Source organism: Paraburkholderia sp. BL21I4N1, from assembly GCF_002973525.1.
Taxonomy (GTDB): domain Bacteria; phylum Pseudomonadota; class Gammaproteobacteria; order Burkholderiales; family Burkholderiaceae; genus Paraburkholderia.
Genome location: NZ_PVEN01000025.1, coordinates 1 through 15,791 on the forward strand (window position 1 = coordinate 1; position 15,791 = coordinate 15,791).

The 15,791-nt window shown below is 53.1% G+C and carries 11 protein-coding genes and 1 tRNA gene; 6 read left to right on the forward strand and 6 right to left on the reverse strand.

What is annotated here, in order from left to right; genetic code table 11:
- Positions 1-97 precede the first annotated feature (97 nt).
- The 3 genes from B0G83_RS38950 (at position 98) to B0G83_RS39655 (ending at position 2,433) form a co-directional block, all read left to right on the forward strand.
- Positions 98-274 (forward strand): SGNH hydrolase domain-containing protein, encoded by a 177-nt coding sequence (locus B0G83_RS38950; RefSeq protein WP_258168466.1) that lies wholly within the window; start codon positions 98-100, stop codon positions 272-274.
- A 522-nt stretch (positions 275-796) separates the two neighbouring features.
- The gene (locus B0G83_RS34970) at positions 797-2,038 is read left to right on the forward strand and encodes a hypothetical protein (RefSeq protein ID WP_146120342.1); all 1,242 of its coding nucleotides are present in this window, start codon (positions 797-799) and stop codon (positions 2,036-2,038) included.
- A gap of 203 nt (positions 2,039-2,241) precedes the next feature.
- Positions 2,242-2,433: an SGNH hydrolase domain-containing protein gene (locus B0G83_RS39655; protein WP_374954969.1), complete on the forward strand. Its 192-nt coding sequence runs from the start codon at positions 2,242-2,244 to the stop codon at positions 2,431-2,433.
- A 348-nt stretch (positions 2,434-2,781) separates the two neighbouring features.
- Here B0G83_RS39655 and B0G83_RS34975 read toward each other — a convergent pair whose 3' ends face one another.
- Positions 2,782-3,789 (reverse strand): hypothetical protein, encoded by a 1,008-nt coding sequence (locus tag B0G83_RS34975; protein WP_146120343.1) that lies wholly within the window; start codon positions 3,787-3,789, stop codon positions 2,782-2,784.
- 310 nt (positions 3,790-4,099) lie between these two features.
- The gene (locus B0G83_RS34980; RefSeq protein WP_146120344.1) at positions 4,100-4,894 is read right to left on the reverse strand and encodes a hypothetical protein; all 795 of its coding nucleotides are present in this window, start codon (positions 4,892-4,894) and stop codon (positions 4,100-4,102) included.
- 598 nt (positions 4,895-5,492) lie between these two features.
- On the opposite strand from B0G83_RS34980, the gene B0G83_RS34985 reads away from it, so the two are divergent.
- Entirely contained in the window at positions 5,493-7,124 is a 1,632-nt protein-coding gene (locus B0G83_RS34985) for a TIGR04141 family sporadically distributed protein (protein WP_181157162.1), read from the forward strand.
- A 216-nt stretch (positions 7,125-7,340) separates the two neighbouring features.
- Here B0G83_RS34985 and B0G83_RS38380 read toward each other — a convergent pair whose 3' ends face one another.
- Complete coding sequence (locus tag B0G83_RS38380; protein ID WP_146120345.1) at positions 7,341-8,567, reverse strand: hypothetical protein; 1,227 nt, start codon at positions 8,565-8,567, stop codon at positions 7,341-7,343.
- A gap of 285 nt (positions 8,568-8,852) precedes the next feature.
- Between B0G83_RS38380 and B0G83_RS34995 the strand changes: the two genes are divergently transcribed.
- Both B0G83_RS34995 and B0G83_RS35000 read left to right on the forward strand, forming a co-directional pair.
- A complete protein-coding gene (locus B0G83_RS34995) occupies positions 8,853-9,446 on the forward strand; it encodes a recombinase family protein (RefSeq protein ID WP_105511878.1) in 594 nt (197 codons plus the stop codon).
- Between the two features lie 728 nt (positions 9,447-10,174).
- Positions 10,175-12,772, forward strand: coding sequence for a KGGVGR-motif variant AAA ATPase (locus B0G83_RS35000; protein ID WP_146120346.1), 2,598 nt, complete (start codon positions 10,175-10,177; stop codon positions 12,770-12,772).
- 324 nt (positions 12,773-13,096) lie between these two features.
- Here B0G83_RS35000 and B0G83_RS35005 read toward each other — a convergent pair.
- The 3 genes from B0G83_RS35005 to B0G83_RS35015 all read right to left on the reverse strand — a co-directional run bounded on the left by B0G83_RS35005 (position 13,097) and on the right by B0G83_RS35015 (position 15,674).
- Positions 13,097-13,186, reverse strand: a tRNA-Ser gene (locus tag B0G83_RS35005).
- A 60-nt stretch (positions 13,187-13,246) separates the two neighbouring features.
- Entirely contained in the window at positions 13,247-15,265 is a 2,019-nt protein-coding gene (locus tag B0G83_RS35010) for a sodium:solute symporter family protein (RefSeq protein ID WP_105511880.1), read from the reverse strand.
- A 4-nt stretch (positions 15,266-15,269) separates the two neighbouring features.
- Positions 15,270-15,674, reverse strand: coding sequence for a DUF4212 domain-containing protein (locus tag B0G83_RS35015; RefSeq protein WP_181157163.1), 405 nt, complete (start codon positions 15,672-15,674; stop codon positions 15,270-15,272).
- Between the last annotated feature and the right edge of the window lie 117 nt (positions 15,675-15,791).

The following is a 15,791-nucleotide window of genomic DNA, read 5'->3' on the forward strand; positions in this document are numbered from 1 at the left end:
CCGATGGCCACTGGCGCGTTTCGTACTCTTTACTGCGAAAGATCGTCGACATTTAGCCGCGCAAAACCGCCCCAACGGGTTTCGCTGACGGATACTGATAACCCGTCATCCAGATCTGACTGTTTATGATCCTACGTCGGTGCTGTGTGATTCGCAGCGGAATGTCTGTCCGATGACAATGAACGGGAAATACCTTTACAGCTACGGCGATCACATGTCCGACTACGCGAATGGACTTGTTGCTGAGCGGTTTCTTCCGCTCGTGAGGCGTTGATCGCGGTACCGGCACTGTCGCCGTAACTATCCCGCCCGGGCGTCCCTCACCGACCGATTGAATCCGCAACCCTCGGGGAATGGTCGCCGCACCCAATATCAGCCATTCAATCTGAGTCTGCGCCTTAACGCTCTTGTTCGACGGCCAACGAGTTCCAGTTATTGCGCGCATTCGGATCGTGACCGGTGGCTGGGAAACGGTCGTGTGGGAGCGTCACGTCATTCTCGCCTGCCCAGGCTGAGTCGTACCGCGACTGTGCTCTGATCCGGCATAGACAATGTAGTAAGCCCCTCATGACCTCCCGGTAATCAAGTTGCCATCGCCCTCTATGGAAACAACTGTGCAGGCGCAAAGCGTTAGCCCTGCAACGCTAAAATGGCCTGACATAGATGTACCATATAACGCACTCCTGCTACGCCTCGCCGGACGTATTACGGCAGTCTTATTGCATCAACGCCAATCTTGCATTGGCTGATCTATACAAAAATCGATTAGAACCTGAGCCAGGCTAGGAAAATTCCAATGATCAAACGCTACCCCACTAGATGTACTCTGTGCGGCCATGCCAATACCTTACGTGTCACGCTCGGCATCAATGCGCGACAACGTCACACCTTTGAATGTCAAGGGTGCGGCGAGGATGGAGTCATCGAACTCAGTCTCGACTTCGTAGATCGAGAAACGATTGAAATCCCCGGCCTTGGAAAGATCACCGGGCCAAGGATAACCGACGTTAAACTTGAAAATGCGGAGTGGACACAAGACGAAGGCACAATTACGAACCTTGATGCTACATTCTTGGTGCCCGAGGATCAGCTTCATCAGGACGGCGCATTTCCATGGATGCACGCCATGAAGGATGTGGTGAGACTCGCGGAAGATGAAGGCCCGCGTTACCGAGATATCATCGATGAAGCAGGGATGGCACGAGGGATTCGTGAGGGCATCGCTGCCACTCTAAAGTCGATTGAATTGAGGAAGAGGGGCAAAGACGATCTCGCGAGAGTACAACTCGATGAGTTGACGAAAATAACGGGCGTTCATATTCAGGGCACCCCGGATGCTATCGCAATTGTCGTTAGTGCTTTTATTGGGAAGAGCGCTTACGGCGATGTGCACACCATCACCGAGCAAGCCAAGCGCGCATTTGAACTGTCGCCCCACCAGTTCAAAGAACTGCGCGCGAAATTGTTGGCTGATGTCGTGCCTGATTTTCTGGACCGTCAGATCGAAGTCCTTAAAGACTATCTACGCGGTTACGATCAACTTAGTCAGGCATGGTTTTATGCAGCAAGGGGGGTCACCGCAGAACCACAGCTTCAGCCGTCAGCTAGAGCGCTTCATCTGGTACGTCATTTTTACGGAACAGCGTTCGAGCAGTTATCGTCCGGCTTGGTTTTGCCAGCTTGTCTCAACAATATTCTGAATGGTCGCCAGTACCATCAGTTCGAGAGAATGGACCTGAAGCAGTATTTGAGTACCGACAAATCAGGCCGGGCACGCTGTATTGAAGCGCGAATTGAATTTCTTCCATTGTGGAGCGAGTTTGACAGTACGTTGAGGAATGGCTCGCATCATCAAGGTCTACGGACCAAACAAAATTCGAAATATACGATTCAATACAGAACTGGTGACACCAAACCATGGCAAGACATCTCGTATTCTGACTATCTGATTCGGTGCAACAAGATTCAGATTTGCTTGCTGAAGCTGCTTTGTCTGCAGATGTTTGTGTTCGGAAGAGACGCATTTGAGAAGGCCTAGATACCGTCAGCTCACGAGGCAGTATTGCGTCGCAGCGAGGAAACGCTTGGCAGGTAGTGCGTTTGGCATCCTCTCATTGCGATACGGTGCTCACCGGTTGCCATACAGAAAGTGCGCCGTCGCTAGGTCGAAAATGGAGCATCACCGGTACGTCCATTAGATGTTATCTCAGTTATCTCGAAGGCGCATCTGCCTAACGCGCCATCGTTGACCAGTTGACAGCGTGCCATCTCGATCTGACTGTCTACAATCCTGCGTCTGTGTTGTGCGACTCGCAGCGAAATGTCTGCCCGATGACGATGAACGGGAAATACCTTTATAGCTACGGCGATCACATGTCTGACTATGCGAATGGACTTATCGCTGAACGGTTTCTTTCTCTTGTGGAGCGTTGATCGCGGCGCTGGCCCTGTTGCCGTGATTAGGCCGCCCGGGTCGCCTCTCAACCCACAGCTGCCGCTTGGCTAATACACTTGCCACCGTACTTGACATCGATAAAGGTTATCTGTCTCATTGGAACGTTCGGGCAACAGGGGCGGCGTATTTCAACAGATTCGGATAATCTTCTTCCGAGTTTTCCTGGGAGGTTGCCCACGACCATCCTCAAGCGCAAGCCGAGCAGCCGACGCGTCCAGCGGGAGCGATCCTGTCGGGCACTATTCGACCATAACAAGTTGCGGTGGCGAATATCGGTCCAAGCGGCTGCCGCTACAGACTACATGCGGGAATACTGTAAATGCGGCTCAACCGGCTCGTTTGTCACGTCCCATGTAGAGTTTCAAATATTTTTCGAGCAACTCCCTAGTTTTATCTAGCGGCAGAGAATCTATATCGCCTTCCATGCTGTGGAAAAAATCATCGCGAACGCGCTTAAGATTTTTGAATAAAGATATATCATCGTCAGCATCGACTTCATTGTAATAATTTGATAAAGCCACGAACTTATCTAGCAGGCGATATTTATCCTTCATTACATCAAGCATGCGTTCTGAAAATACCTTATGGGCGGGATAACCTTTTATGCTAATCTCAACGCTTGATTGAAGCTCCTTGAACTGCTTCGCGATAAACATCTCGAGACCAGTCCAGGCAGCAATGAACGCGTGCAAATGCCCGCTCTCATGGGGTGTGAGCGCATCAGAAAAAAGGTCCACAACAGATCGTAACTCTCCGTCTTGACAGAGAGCCTCAGCCAATGCAGTTACCTTTAGAATTTCTTCGTCAGTAATTTTCGTCGCAGTGTAACTATCAGAAAAATTATTGGGAAATAACTTTTGAAAACCGCCCGATTTCTCATCGAAAGCGTAATAACCATCGAGTATGAGATCATAATTTCTCGAGATATTTTTAAATCTCGACAAAGATATCGCGGTAGTAACCGAGCCAAACGCAGTCGCAGCTATGGACTTATGCGGAAGCTTATCCAAAACTGCGCCTTCAGAATTTTTGATCGACTGCAAATCCACATTAGCCAAAGGCACGCTTGCGTTAACATAAATAGTGGCATGACTGGAACTGTGTGCCAAACATGAGTTCCGACGCAATTGAAGCCGTTTTTTATCACCGTTCTCTAGATCAACAAAACTCTTGCCTGGGGCAATTAGCCATTCATCCAAAACTGATGCATATACATTGCATCCCAAAAGCCGAACGACAACCTGATCGCCACTCAGCAGCACCACATCCATATTCGGGTTAGGCTCATAAATCCCAGTAGCTGAGTAAATGCGAAAATAGTGCAGCTTAGCCATTATGAAATCCCGTAATCATTGCATTCCAGCAATATATCTGATAGGCATCAAGTGTGACTAGCACCTACTGAAGCGTCTGCAGTGACATTGAAGCTGCAACCGTAGCCGCGCTCCCGCTGGGCTGGCCCGCAGGCCGCTTCGAACGGTGGTTCATTGGCTGGACAGAGCTCGATATCGATCGGCTCAGATCGCCCTGTTGTGGTCATCCAATCTTCCATATTACAGCCATTCGAACTGTTCCTTGCACGGTGCGACGGCTCCCGTCGAAAGAGGTCATCGCAGATAGTCGGTTGAAGGAGAACCGGGCGGGTCAGTCGGGTGAGGGGCGTAACCCCATCTTCTTTTTCCATTCCTGTTCGGTTTTTCGATGCTGCTCCTCCTCAGCCTCCAATTTTTCATAAAGGGGTGGACAATAAATCCATTTTTTATTTAGATCATCCTGATGCACTGGCAAAACGACAAACCAGCAGAAAATCCCGATTGTCACCCAAACAGGGAAACTTGCACCACAGTAACCCACCGCCCAATTCGAAATCGTGTGATTCGAATAGCTCCCCGGTAAAAAATAATTGCAGGCGACAAAAATCAGTGCGCAGAATGCATATACTTGAACCTCCCTTTGAGCAACCCGGCCCTCTTGCTCACCACATTCATACTCTGCGTATCTATCCATCAGGAATTTGCTTTCTTTCTCGTGTGCCTCACGCAATAACTCAGTCGGCCGCACGCAATTATGCTGCCTTCTCTGGCGATTGAATGGATCGTCTTTAATTCCAAGCCAACTCTTCTTTATGTGGTAGGAAGTTTTCCAAACGCGATACTGGAGATCAATGTAGACAAGAACAACTGTCACCATCAACGTCGGAAACACTAGTGATATAAGTCCAGAAAATGCGACAAATATCAACGCGACCTCTAGTGCAAGCGAGACGTCAAATCGACCACCACCTTCCACAATATCTTTAATCCCGACACCAGAAAAATAAGCCGCCATCGAATCCAAAAAAAACAAAAAACTTGTGGCAAGCAAGAAAAACTGAGGTCTCACTGCCTTTTCAAGCATCGATAAAAATTTGTCCATGGACAAATTGTTTGCTACTGTCATAACCCCTCCGAGATGCCTCTTCCCCCACGTAGAGGGCCAAGCGCTTTTTCATTTATGGTGTAATCTTCCAAAGCCCCCGCCGAGTCAGGTCATCTGTAAACCGGCTCATAGGCATTCGCCGGATTGTCAACGTTTCCCGAATGCACGTCGAAAGCCCGCTTCTGCCCACGTACTGCCGAATATATCAGGCACATTACAATCCTAAACCATTTCTCGGTGTGCTGTACCGAGTCACTGTAGCCAAGCCATCAACAGCTTGTCGAAGAAAAAGCGGTTGAAAATCCAGTGCCTCTGTTCCATCCAATACGAACACTGATCCGATAGCCGTTCTTGTTGCATAACGGCAAAGTTGTTACCTCCCGTAGCCCGCTAATCTAGCGCCTCATTGGTCAATGGCCGCTGTCGTCGCGCAGAAAGGGACCTTGGAGACAATTGTAAGCTCGCCGTCTTTCGATCACAGTGCGGCAAAGCCATTTCCGCGGCATCTGCTGTTCTTTCGTGTACATGGTTCCGGCGGCGGACTCGACGCTTCGGCTACAGATCGATTTCTGCTAGTCTAACGAAACACAAAGAACGTGTTTGAAGACTGGGGGTGCAAGTGAACAACGAGAAAAAAGTAAATCACTTGAGTGTCTTTCTCATCAAGCCGCAGTACACGACCGCCGAACAAGTGGTGGACGGCAATGCATGCGAGCCGCCAGTGGACATACCGATAACCGGTTGCGGAAACGGGCGTCTATATATCAAGAAATCTCCGCCGAAGCCACCGAAATGGGCGTCGCTGTTCCAAGGATATGTTGACCTCGGTTCATTGGCTATGCCCGGTGTCTCGGCAGTTTTCTTCTTACCTGTAGGTGAACGATGTTTCGCGCTCGCTTTTGGGCACGCAGGCCGATTCCTACTTCGAGATGAAGTTTGGGAAGAAAGATTTGGGCTGCTATGCGCCCTCAACTTGGTCGACCCGAAGAGTTTTCGATGCGTGGATGTTCAGTCGCTAGACGCCATTCAAAGCCATACCCGTATTCAGTCGGGACAGGAGACAACTCCGGAGCAGTTTGGCCTCAATGTTGAACAAGATATGTTAAAGGCAATCGTAGGTGCTCCGTTAAATCATGCACTTGGCAATCGGGTGACCGGAAGCGATTCCCTCTTGGTCTCAGTGAAAATGGACCTTGCCGATCTACCCTTCCTGCTGGATGAGTATCGAAAAAAGTTCGAAACCCAGCTGAGCGTGGAGGACTATCAGTGGGTAAACAACATGTCGATGGTCGCGAATTCAGTGTTAGTTGGTACCCTCGATGCCGCACTGAATGAGAAGCTTGCTACGGGGCAAGTCGACGACATCTGGCTGTCCATTCCGGAAATTATCGACTGGACAATGGTCAAGGGGTTCATGTACACACAAGGAGGCAAGGAGATTCATTCAGATATCAATCTCAAAGGCTTCCTTTCAACTGTAAAGCACGGGACACCGCTTACCCTTGATCTTCTGCGTTCTAGACATGTGCACTGCGCTGACGCCGACCACAACAAGGTGTTCAAATCTTGGCCAATCTTCAAATGCCTATACTCAGAAGTTGATCTCTCTGGTGTCAAATATATCCTGAGCGACGGTAAATGGTTTAAGGTGGCGACGGACTTCGTTGCGAAAACCAATGCGGAATTTTCAACGATACCGTATTCCGGCTTAAAATTATCAGAATACACCGGCAATGGTGAAGGCGCATATAACTCGATGGTGGCCGCAGCCGAACCATCGATTTACGCACTACTGGATGATAAAAAGAAGGTAATGCATGGCGGCGGACATGGGCAAGTTGAAATATGCGATTTGTTTTCGATTGACCGAGAATTCATACACGTAAAGCTTTATAGCAAATCAAGCGTATTGAGTCATCTATTCGCACAGGGATTTGTTTCTGGGCAACTCATTCAGATCGATGCCGACTTCAGAAGTAAAGCGCGTGCTCGGTTAGACCCGCCACATAAGGAACTGATACAGATCGATAAGCGGCCTGCACAAGACGAGTTCACTATTGTCTACGCTATCATCAGCGAAGCAGCAGGCGACAAGCTGCACCTTCCGTTCTTCTCAAGAGTAAATCTAAACAACACCCGCAGATTGTTGGTAGGGTACGGGTACAAGGTTGAACTACTGAAGATCAGTGTCGACGACACGTACGTAAAGACAGTCGCGATTCCACCAAAGCATAAAGCCTCTGGGTCCTGAGTGGATAGACATACGCGGCAAATGGTGCAAGATGGGTATTGACGCCACGTCTTCGAAGACGACCAGCAGTTGAGCGAATCGCAATAGGCTTTGCTTTTTCTCTTAGCTGCTCACGATCCAACTGTGTTTCGAGCATTCGACCAGCAATGAATCCGCTAGTCGGACGGTCGATGCGCAAGAGGCCGTTCAATAGTGGATCGCTCATCAATTTCCAAGTCAGTGCGAGTTCGCTAGATTCTGAAGCCATGAACACGACGTCTCAAGACCATCGTTATTGAACCATAAAAGTCCCAACCCACACCATTTCAACAGGTCTTGTATCTCCGCCGCAGGTTTTTCGGGCAACAGTATCGCGAGATATGTCGACTCCCATTTCGTCGCACCTCTCACAACAAACCAATATGAGAGTAACTGTCCAATCGCCATACGGACATCCGCAACGTCAATCGAACTTTTAACTTCGATGAGCAGATCATTTTTTCTCCCGTCGAAATTCTTGACCATGACGTCGAATTGGGCCGATTTGCTGTTTCCCTCTAGGAGGTTGTATCCCTGAAGAAGGTGCCTCAGCTTGTTTGTAATCGTATTGTGGAGACGCCGTCGCTTCAAGGTTTGTGCTTGTTTAATCGTCTCGATATCGCTATCGTCCTTGAGTGGCAACTCGTTCCCCTCAGTTGGTTGCTCCCCGAGAATTTGCATTGGCGAATTTCCTTTGGAATCGCCGAGAAAATTATGAAGCTCTCCACCTACCTGATCTAGATCAGCAGCATCCTCGATATTCTTCGACCCGATAAGCTTTATCAGCGTGTCAAATTGAACTGGCAGTGGTTCGTTTTTTATCTTTAAAGCCATGAGCAACGAGTTAAGCCGTTTAGCGCCATTGATCAGCGGAAACCGAAGGCGGGGGTCGAGTCCAAAAAAGGCAGGAGTGAGAAGATGGCCCGGGTTCATTGGCTGATCAGGTTGGTTAGGCTTTGGAATTCCCGGCAATCTTTCAATTTTCCTGATTAACCCCATAGCATCAGCGTCGCTTTCAAGAATTAAAGCTCGTCTGAAAAGCGGAAGCGTCGTCGAAAAATTTTCGGCGAGCCAACTTCGAGATGAATTTCTGAAGACGTTGTACAGGTTCGTGAAACCAGTGTGGCTTCGGATAAGGTCCTCGATTTCGCGAGATTTCAACGTTTTCGCTATGTCGCGCGCCACGTAATCTAATGATCTACCGGAGTAATCTCTACCAAATATAGCACCCAGCGCCGGAATTTTCGTGCTTTTTATGTACGATGCATCTTCAGTGCTGTAGCTTTTTGTAATCCACGTGAGCTTGCAAAGTCCGTAAACCTGATCCGGTGTCGGTGGCGGCATGCTATCGGAAAACAGGTGCGCAGCGATTGTCCTCATTAGCCGGTTTGTTCGACGCTGCCTATCCGCCCAGATTGCTGACATTTATATTCCCCGTGAGTTTTAGAAAGACTGCCCATGTCGATTGTATGGTGTCTCACAGTGCGGATGTCAGCTTTGCGCACCGGCCATCGCGGTAGTCTGGGATAGCCGCGAACTGCTCGCCCGTTCTTAATCAAGATCGGCTTTTTTGCGCGCTCTACCGGGGATCATTTGGGTACACCCTGACGAGCCGTGGGCAATAGCCGCTCAACGTAGATCAATAGGATCAACCGCTAGTGAGCCACATGGTATAATTGAGCTATCAATTCAATTGATCCACATGAAACCATGCGCAAACGCTACTATGGGCGGATTTCGACCACTGACGGCCAGTCATCCATAAGCCAGTCCGAGGACGCCAGATTGCACGGTGTACACGAGAAGGACGTATTCATAGACGAGGGCGTCAGTGGCTACCACGTACCCCCCGAAGACCGCGAGCAGTGGCAGAAAGTCGAGCACGATCTGCGGCACGGTGGCGTGCTCATCGTCCGCTGGCTAGATCGAATCAGTCGCCGGTATGATGAACTGCATCGAACGATGCACCGGCTCATGCAACAGGGCGTGCGCATTGAATGCACGCTCAACGGAATGGCGTTCGACGGAAACGCGAAGGACCCGATTGAAAAGGCCACGCGAGATGCAGTACTGGCATTCATGGCTGCACAGGGCGAAGCCGATTATCGAAACCGGGCGGAAATGCAGCGTCGGGGCGTTGCGATTGCGAAGGCGGAAGGGAAATACACCGGACGCGCGCGCTCGTATGACTACGCGGCGATCAAGGCATGGCGGACCGACAGAGGTGCAAGCATACGAGAAACCGCTGAGAAATTCGGCGTCGGAACGGCCACAGTCAAGAGAGCATGTGCGGAGATCGGATAGGTGTCACGCGCCAGCGCGCGGTCTACCACTACCAGCCCGCATGTGAGCCGGAGATGTGGTATCTAGCTTCGCTTGCTCACGACGATGCGACCCTGTTAAAGTCATTTCCAATTAACTAGCTGAGAAGACGCAAGCAAATACGATGGGAACTCAAAATTGGACAGGGCCGTGGTCAATCCGCCCGCATTAGCATTGAGACGCAGAGCCGAAGAGCTATCGGCGTCGGCGAACCGGGAGATGGTCCATAACGAAGATTCGGGAGCGCTTCTTCTGTTCTACGCTGCAGAGTGCGCTCTGAAGGCTGTTTACATGTTCCGGAATAATCTAAGGCATACGGATGAAAGCCGCGGGTCGGCACAACCTGCGAGAAGTTTTATCCATAATCTGGTAGCGATGATGAACGCATTGAACATTCCGCGTTCGAGTGTCGGCGCGCCCCCCACAATTCAGCTTGTGCGAACCGGTGTTCGCGGCGACGTAAGCATCCTTCACCAAGCTTGGCGGTATGGCGAAAAATTGCAAAACACCCAGGCGCTTTGCACGTGGCTTTCTTCATTAATCGAGTGGTGTAAGAAAAACGGATGAACTCTGTTAACCAGTCCCCCCTGACGTGGATGGATGTCGCACGACGCCTCGCGGCGTTAGCGCCCAACTCGCCCGAATTCCCTCCGTCAATAGTCCGGGCGCGAGTCGGCTGGTTCGGCGTGGAACTCGAGACGCGAGCGCAAGTGAGCGATGAGCAAATCGCTGATTGGCTTGAGCAGTTATTCCCCACACGCGTGCGCCACCAACCACTGCGACTCGAACTAGACGGCCCGCAGCATGCGGCGGAGCTACCCATAGAAACCGTGGTCGTTGATAGCGAATCCGTTTTTCGGCAATCGTTTGGGATCGTTGACGGTGTGATTGAATTTTCACAACCGCCACGGTCGGATGCCACTATTCGCCCAGTACCAGTTGTTGCAGCCCTCAGTGTCAAAGGTGGAACCGGACGTACAACAACAGCCACAGCCTTCGCTCTTCGCTGGGCCGCCACCATCAACCGGCCGATACTGTTGGTCGACGCCGACCTCGAAGCGCCAGGCATCAGTTATCTTTTTCAAGGTTATGCGGGCACTCCAAAAATCTCCCTAGAGGATGTGATTACGCTTGCACACTCCGAAGAGGCGGTTGGGGCACCAGAAACGATAGCGTTTGCCGCAGAGCGACTACGCGATCATGCCATTCCCGGGAATCTGTTTGTGCTCCCCCTTCGTCGCGACATAGATGAATTGGCGAGCTCATCAATTCGGCCAGAGCACCTTTCCACGCCGGACCACCCTTTCGCGCTCGCGGATGTGCTTTCTCAGATCGCAGAAAAATTGGGATGCGGCGGAGTGGTAGTCGACGTCCGCGCCGGGTTGGTGCCACTCGGCGTGAACCTAGCGATGGACCCAAACGTAGCGCCAATCCTCGTGACGACCTTGGCAGATCAGTCCATTCGGGCAACGGCAGCGTTGGTTCGATTCCTTGCCAGAGAAATGCGGCGGTCGGGTGGATTTCCTCGACGGCCCCTTCTCGTCATCAATAGGGTGCCCGCCGTTTTCAAGCAGACAGGCATGGACAAGAAATTGATCGAGCCACTTGTCTCCGACCTTCTCTCGAGTTTAGTTTCGGACCAGCCAGAGGAGAAAGCGGCGTCGCAGGGAATCTATGATGATTTGCCCGAGTTGGACCCGTTCCTACAAGTGGAAATCCCTGAGCTGCCAGACATTCAGGTCTTGTCTGGCGAGTGGAGCAGCTACGTCGAGCAAATCACAGGCAGCGGCTTCTCGAAGATCATTGGCCCGGGAATTGATCAATGGATTGCCGCAGAACTCGACTCTGTTTCAGCGCACGCCCCGGAAGCGGTGCAAGAAATCGCGCCTCCCATACACGACACAAGCCGACAGGAACTGGCGGTCTATTCGGAACAACTGATTGCCGCAGAGAATGCCGAAGGACAGGTTCCCAAACCACTGGTTACTCAATCTCTCGCTGCGTTGGCCCAGCGATTCCAGTCGGAAGTTCCTATCGCGGTTAGCGAAGGAGCCAAAGGAACCGGAAAAACGCTCGCGGCTAGGTTCTTTATCGCCCAAGGACAGTGGGACAAAGCGGTCGCCGAACTATTAGGACGAACCGGTGCCATCGGTGCCACTCTCGTCCCTGTATGCGCGTCAATTCAGTCCAGCGCGAAGTTTCAGTCTGAGGTGGATGCGGCTAGAGGGGCCGCCGCTAAATTGCTCGGCCTAGAGAAGCCGATGAATATTTATGAAACAACTTCGTGGCTAAAAGAGCAATTCGGTGCAGATCATACCGAACAAGTGTGGGTCGGAATATGGTTAGACGTCGTCGCTTGGAGCGCTGGATTTAAGCCTGCGACAGTGGGTGCCGGAAATGACTTCATTGAATGGCTTCGCACAAAGGGACACACTATTGTCGCGATCATAGAAGGTCTAGAAGAGCTTTACACCACGTCCAGCGAGCCCGGCGTCGATACGGCAATGCGAGCTGTTTTGGTATCACTTCCTCAGAAACTACGGTCAGAAGCGCGTCGCCCTGTGGGAGTTGTCGTATTTGCGCGGCGAGACACGGTTGAGGCAGCGGTGAAGCAGAATCTCGATCAGTATCGTCGAGAGTACTCCGCGTTTGCGCTCTCGTGGACGGAGGGCGACGTACTAGAGCTTGCGGCTTGGTTGGCGACACAATCGCAAGCCCTACCTGACTTGTGGTCGCCCGAGTTTAGTGCTCTAAGCCTTTCTGATAAGACAAGCCGTTTAGAACGTCTATGGGGTAAAAAGCTGGGACCAGATGATATCCCGGGGAAGCGAACTAGAGAAGCCTATACGGCAACTTGGACTATCGCCGTGCTTTCCGATCTCCGTGGCCGACTGGTGCCACGCGACCTCGTTCGCTTGCTATCGAATGCCGCGACCAACACGCCCGAGGAGGATGAAGTGTCGATGTATCCCGGAAGACTACTGGTGCCGCGAGCGCTGAGAAACGCCATAGAACCCACAAGCAATGCAAAGGTTCACGAGACAGAAGAAGAAATCTCCGAACTTGCACCGATTTTCGCTAAATTCAGATTGCAGGCCGAAAAGGTGGCGGCACCGCTCGGCACAGAGGCTCTTGCCGAAATCGGTTTGGACAACTCCGAAGTCCAAACGTTGATCAGACATGGCATCGTGTTCGGACAGTCTCCCCCCTATGAAGTACCAGAGCTATTTCGACGAGGCTTGGGATTGCGCCATACGGGCGCACGCCGAAGTGTCGTGAATCTTTACAGACGAGCACGGCAACGCTAACTGGTAGGCGAGCAACGATTGAGTCCGATGCCGCAGCGTGAGGCCGACGGCTGAGACTAGCTGTTGACCGAATGCCACATACGCGCTTGAGGCAGCCAAGACAACGCTGCCCCATCTCCTCGCCGCGGCCGAAATATTGCTCCGCTCTACTCACTCGGTTTCGTCCACCGGTTGAAACGTGACGAATTCGGGCTAAGCGCGCTGCACGGAGTCGCCGTCTTAAAGACTGGACATAGCGGTCAACCGTTTGATAGTTGAATCGTGAGTTGGAAAACAAAAAGCCGCTGAATCCTTTAAGATTCAACGGCTTATCATTCATATCTTTGGCGGAGAGACGGGGATTCGAACCCCGGATAGGTATTAACCTATACACGCTTTCCAGGCGTGCGACTTAAACCGCTCATCCATCTCTCCGGCGGGGAGCCGAATTATAGCAAACTTCGGGCCCTGCGCCACACCCCTATGCAAACCGCGCTAAGGATGCCGGATGTAGTCCACCAGCGCCCGCGTATAAGCATCCGGTTTCCGGTCCACGAGACTCACGCCGATCGCCACCAGAAACCCCGCCGGCACGCCGAACACACCCGAGCTGATCGGCTCGATCCCGAACCACCTCGCGCCGGCGAAACCCGTCATCTGCGTAAAGAACGGATACGTCGAAACGATGTAATAGATGCACACCAGCAGCCCCGCCAACATGCCCGCCACCGCGCCCAGTCGCGTGGTGCGCTTCCAGAACACGCCCAGCACCAGTACCGGGAACAGACTCGACGCCGCCAGCGAAAACGCCGCCCCCACCAGAAACAGAATATTCCCCGTATTCAACGACGCCACATACGACGCGAACAGCGCCACCCCCAGCAGCAGAATCTTCGAAACCGTCACGCGCCGCTGACTCGACGCCGCCGGATCGACCATGTGGTAATACACGTCGTGCGATAACGCATTCGCGATCGTGAGCAGCAAACCATCGGCGGTCGACAGCGCCGCGGCCAACGCCCCCGCCGCGATCAATCCCGACATCACATACGGCAGCCCCGCAATCTCGGGCGCGGCGAGCACGACCATGTCCGGCTGCATCTGAATCTCGCTCCACCGCACGATGCCGTCGAGGTTCGTATCGTTCAAACTGATCAAACGCGGTTCCACCCGATTCCATTGCGTGAACCATTGCGGCAGATCGGCAAAATGATGGCCGACCAGATTGGTCAATATCTCGTACTTGATCAGCACGGCCAGCACCGGCACCGTCAGATAAAACAGCGCGACGAAAAACAGCGTCCAGCCGACCGAACGTCGCGCGGACGCCACCGACGTCGTCGTGTTATAGCGCGTCAGAATATGCGGCAAGCTCGCCGTTCCCAGCGAAAGGCACAGCAGCAGCGACAAAAAATTGCGCTCATGAATGCGTCGTTCCTCGTCGTTGGCTGCGGGAAACGGCTCATGCATCGGCACCGGCGCGGCGGCGCGCATCAGCATTTCATCGCGGCGCTGGCTCCAGACGATCTGCGCGGCGGCAGCATCGCGAGGAAACTGGTCGAGCGCTTTCTCGCGTTCCTTGATCTCGCGCAACGGCCCATTGTGGCGGCGCAAATCGGCCACCTCCTGCGTGAGGCGCAACTTCTCGTCGATGAACGATTGCGGCAGCGTATCGAGCCGCGTCTGCATCCGGGCGGCCTGGCGTCGATAGTCGTCGCGTACGGTCTGTTCGAGCGGCGCGTCGCGCACCTGTTTCTCGAGACCCTCAACACGTTCCATCAACCGTCCGTAGTTGAATTGCGGCAGCCAGCCGAGACCGTCCTTGTGCGCGATCATCGACACGGGTATCAATATCGCCGCGATCAGAATGATGTACTGCGCGACCTGAGTCCACGTGACGGCACGCATGCCGCCCAGAAACGAGCACACCAGAATGCCCGCGAGCCCGCAGAAAATACCCACCGCAAAATCGACGCCGATAAAACGCGTCGCGATCAGACCCACGCCCTGAATCTGCGCGACCAGATAGACGAACGAACAGAGAATCGCCGCCAGCGCCGCGAGCCCGCGCACCGCGTTGCTCGAAAAGCGCGTGCCGAGAAAATCGGGAATCGTATAACGCGCCAGTTTGCGCACGTACGGCGCGAGCAGAAACGCGACGAGGCAATAGCCGCCGGTCCAGCCCATCAGATACGCGAGGCCGTCGTAGCCGGTCGCATAGATCGACCCCGCAAGGCCGATGAACGACGCCGCCGACAACCAGTCGGCGGCCGTCGCCATGCCGTTGAACGCGGACGGCACGCGCCGCCCCGCCACGTAGTATTCGACCAGATCCGAAGTGCGCGACAGCAGGCCGATCACCGCATAAACCGCGATCGGCACGAACAGGAACACATAGCCGATCCATACACCGGGGCCGGTGGTCCGTTCAATACGCCACATCACGTAGATGAACAGAAGGAAGCCGAGCGTGTAGAACGTATAGGAGCGGATCAGCCGGTTCGTGAGCTTCATGGACTCAACGTCCGCGCGTCGAAGGTGCGCGGGTATCCGCGCCGGCATTGCCGCCGGAAAGCGCATCGTCGTTCACGCGACCATCCGCCTCGAACGCACGCTGCAAGCGGCGGTCTGCGCGCTGCATCAGCAGGATATATACGACGATCAACGCCATGTAGACCAGAATCGCGCCTTGTGCGCCGAAGTAGAACGGCAAACTGAATCCGCCCATCCGTACCTGTTCCAACGCCGGCGCCATCAACGGCAGAACGAACGACACGAGAAAGCCCAACGTCATCAACGTCGCGATCAACGCGACGTTGAAGCGCCAGTACTTGCGATGCGCGCGCGCCATCGCCGCCGACACCGCGGGCGGTTCAGGTGGAGGATTCAACGTAGCGTGAGAGGAGTGGTGCGGCGCGGCCATGCGCCTATGTATCAAAAAGCCACCGGGCAGGCAATCGGGATTGTCCGCGCGGTGGCTTTTTACAGAGCAAGTGGAGCGAGAGATCGCATCATCCGGTCAGCCGCGCATCCCGAGACG

Excerpts from the sequence above, each read along its gene's own strand:
- B0G83_RS34970 (WP_146120342.1), top strand. The coding sequence starts at position 797 with ATGATCAAACGCTACCCCACTAGATGTACTCTGTGCGGCCATGCCAAT.
- B0G83_RS34975 (WP_146120343.1), bottom strand. The coding sequence starts at position 3,789 with ATGGCTAAGCTGCACTATTTTCGCATTTACTCAGCTACTGGGATTTAT.
- B0G83_RS34980 (WP_146120344.1), bottom strand. The coding sequence starts at position 4,894 with ATGACAGTAGCAAACAATTTGTCCATGGACAAATTTTTATCGATGCTT.
- B0G83_RS38380 (WP_146120345.1), bottom strand. The coding sequence starts at position 8,567 with ATGTCAGCAATCTGGGCGGATAGGCAGCGTCGAACAAACCGGCTAATG.
- B0G83_RS34995 (WP_105511878.1), top strand. The coding sequence starts at position 8,853 with ATGCGCAAACGCTACTATGGGCGGATTTCGACCACTGACGGCCAGTCA.
- B0G83_RS35010 (WP_105511880.1), bottom strand. The coding sequence starts at position 15,265 with ATGAAGCTCACGAACCGGCTGATCCGCTCCTATACGTTCTACACGCTC.
- B0G83_RS35015 (WP_181157163.1), bottom strand. The coding sequence starts at position 15,674 with ATGGCCGCGCCGCACCACTCCTCTCACGCTACGTTGAATCCTCCACCT.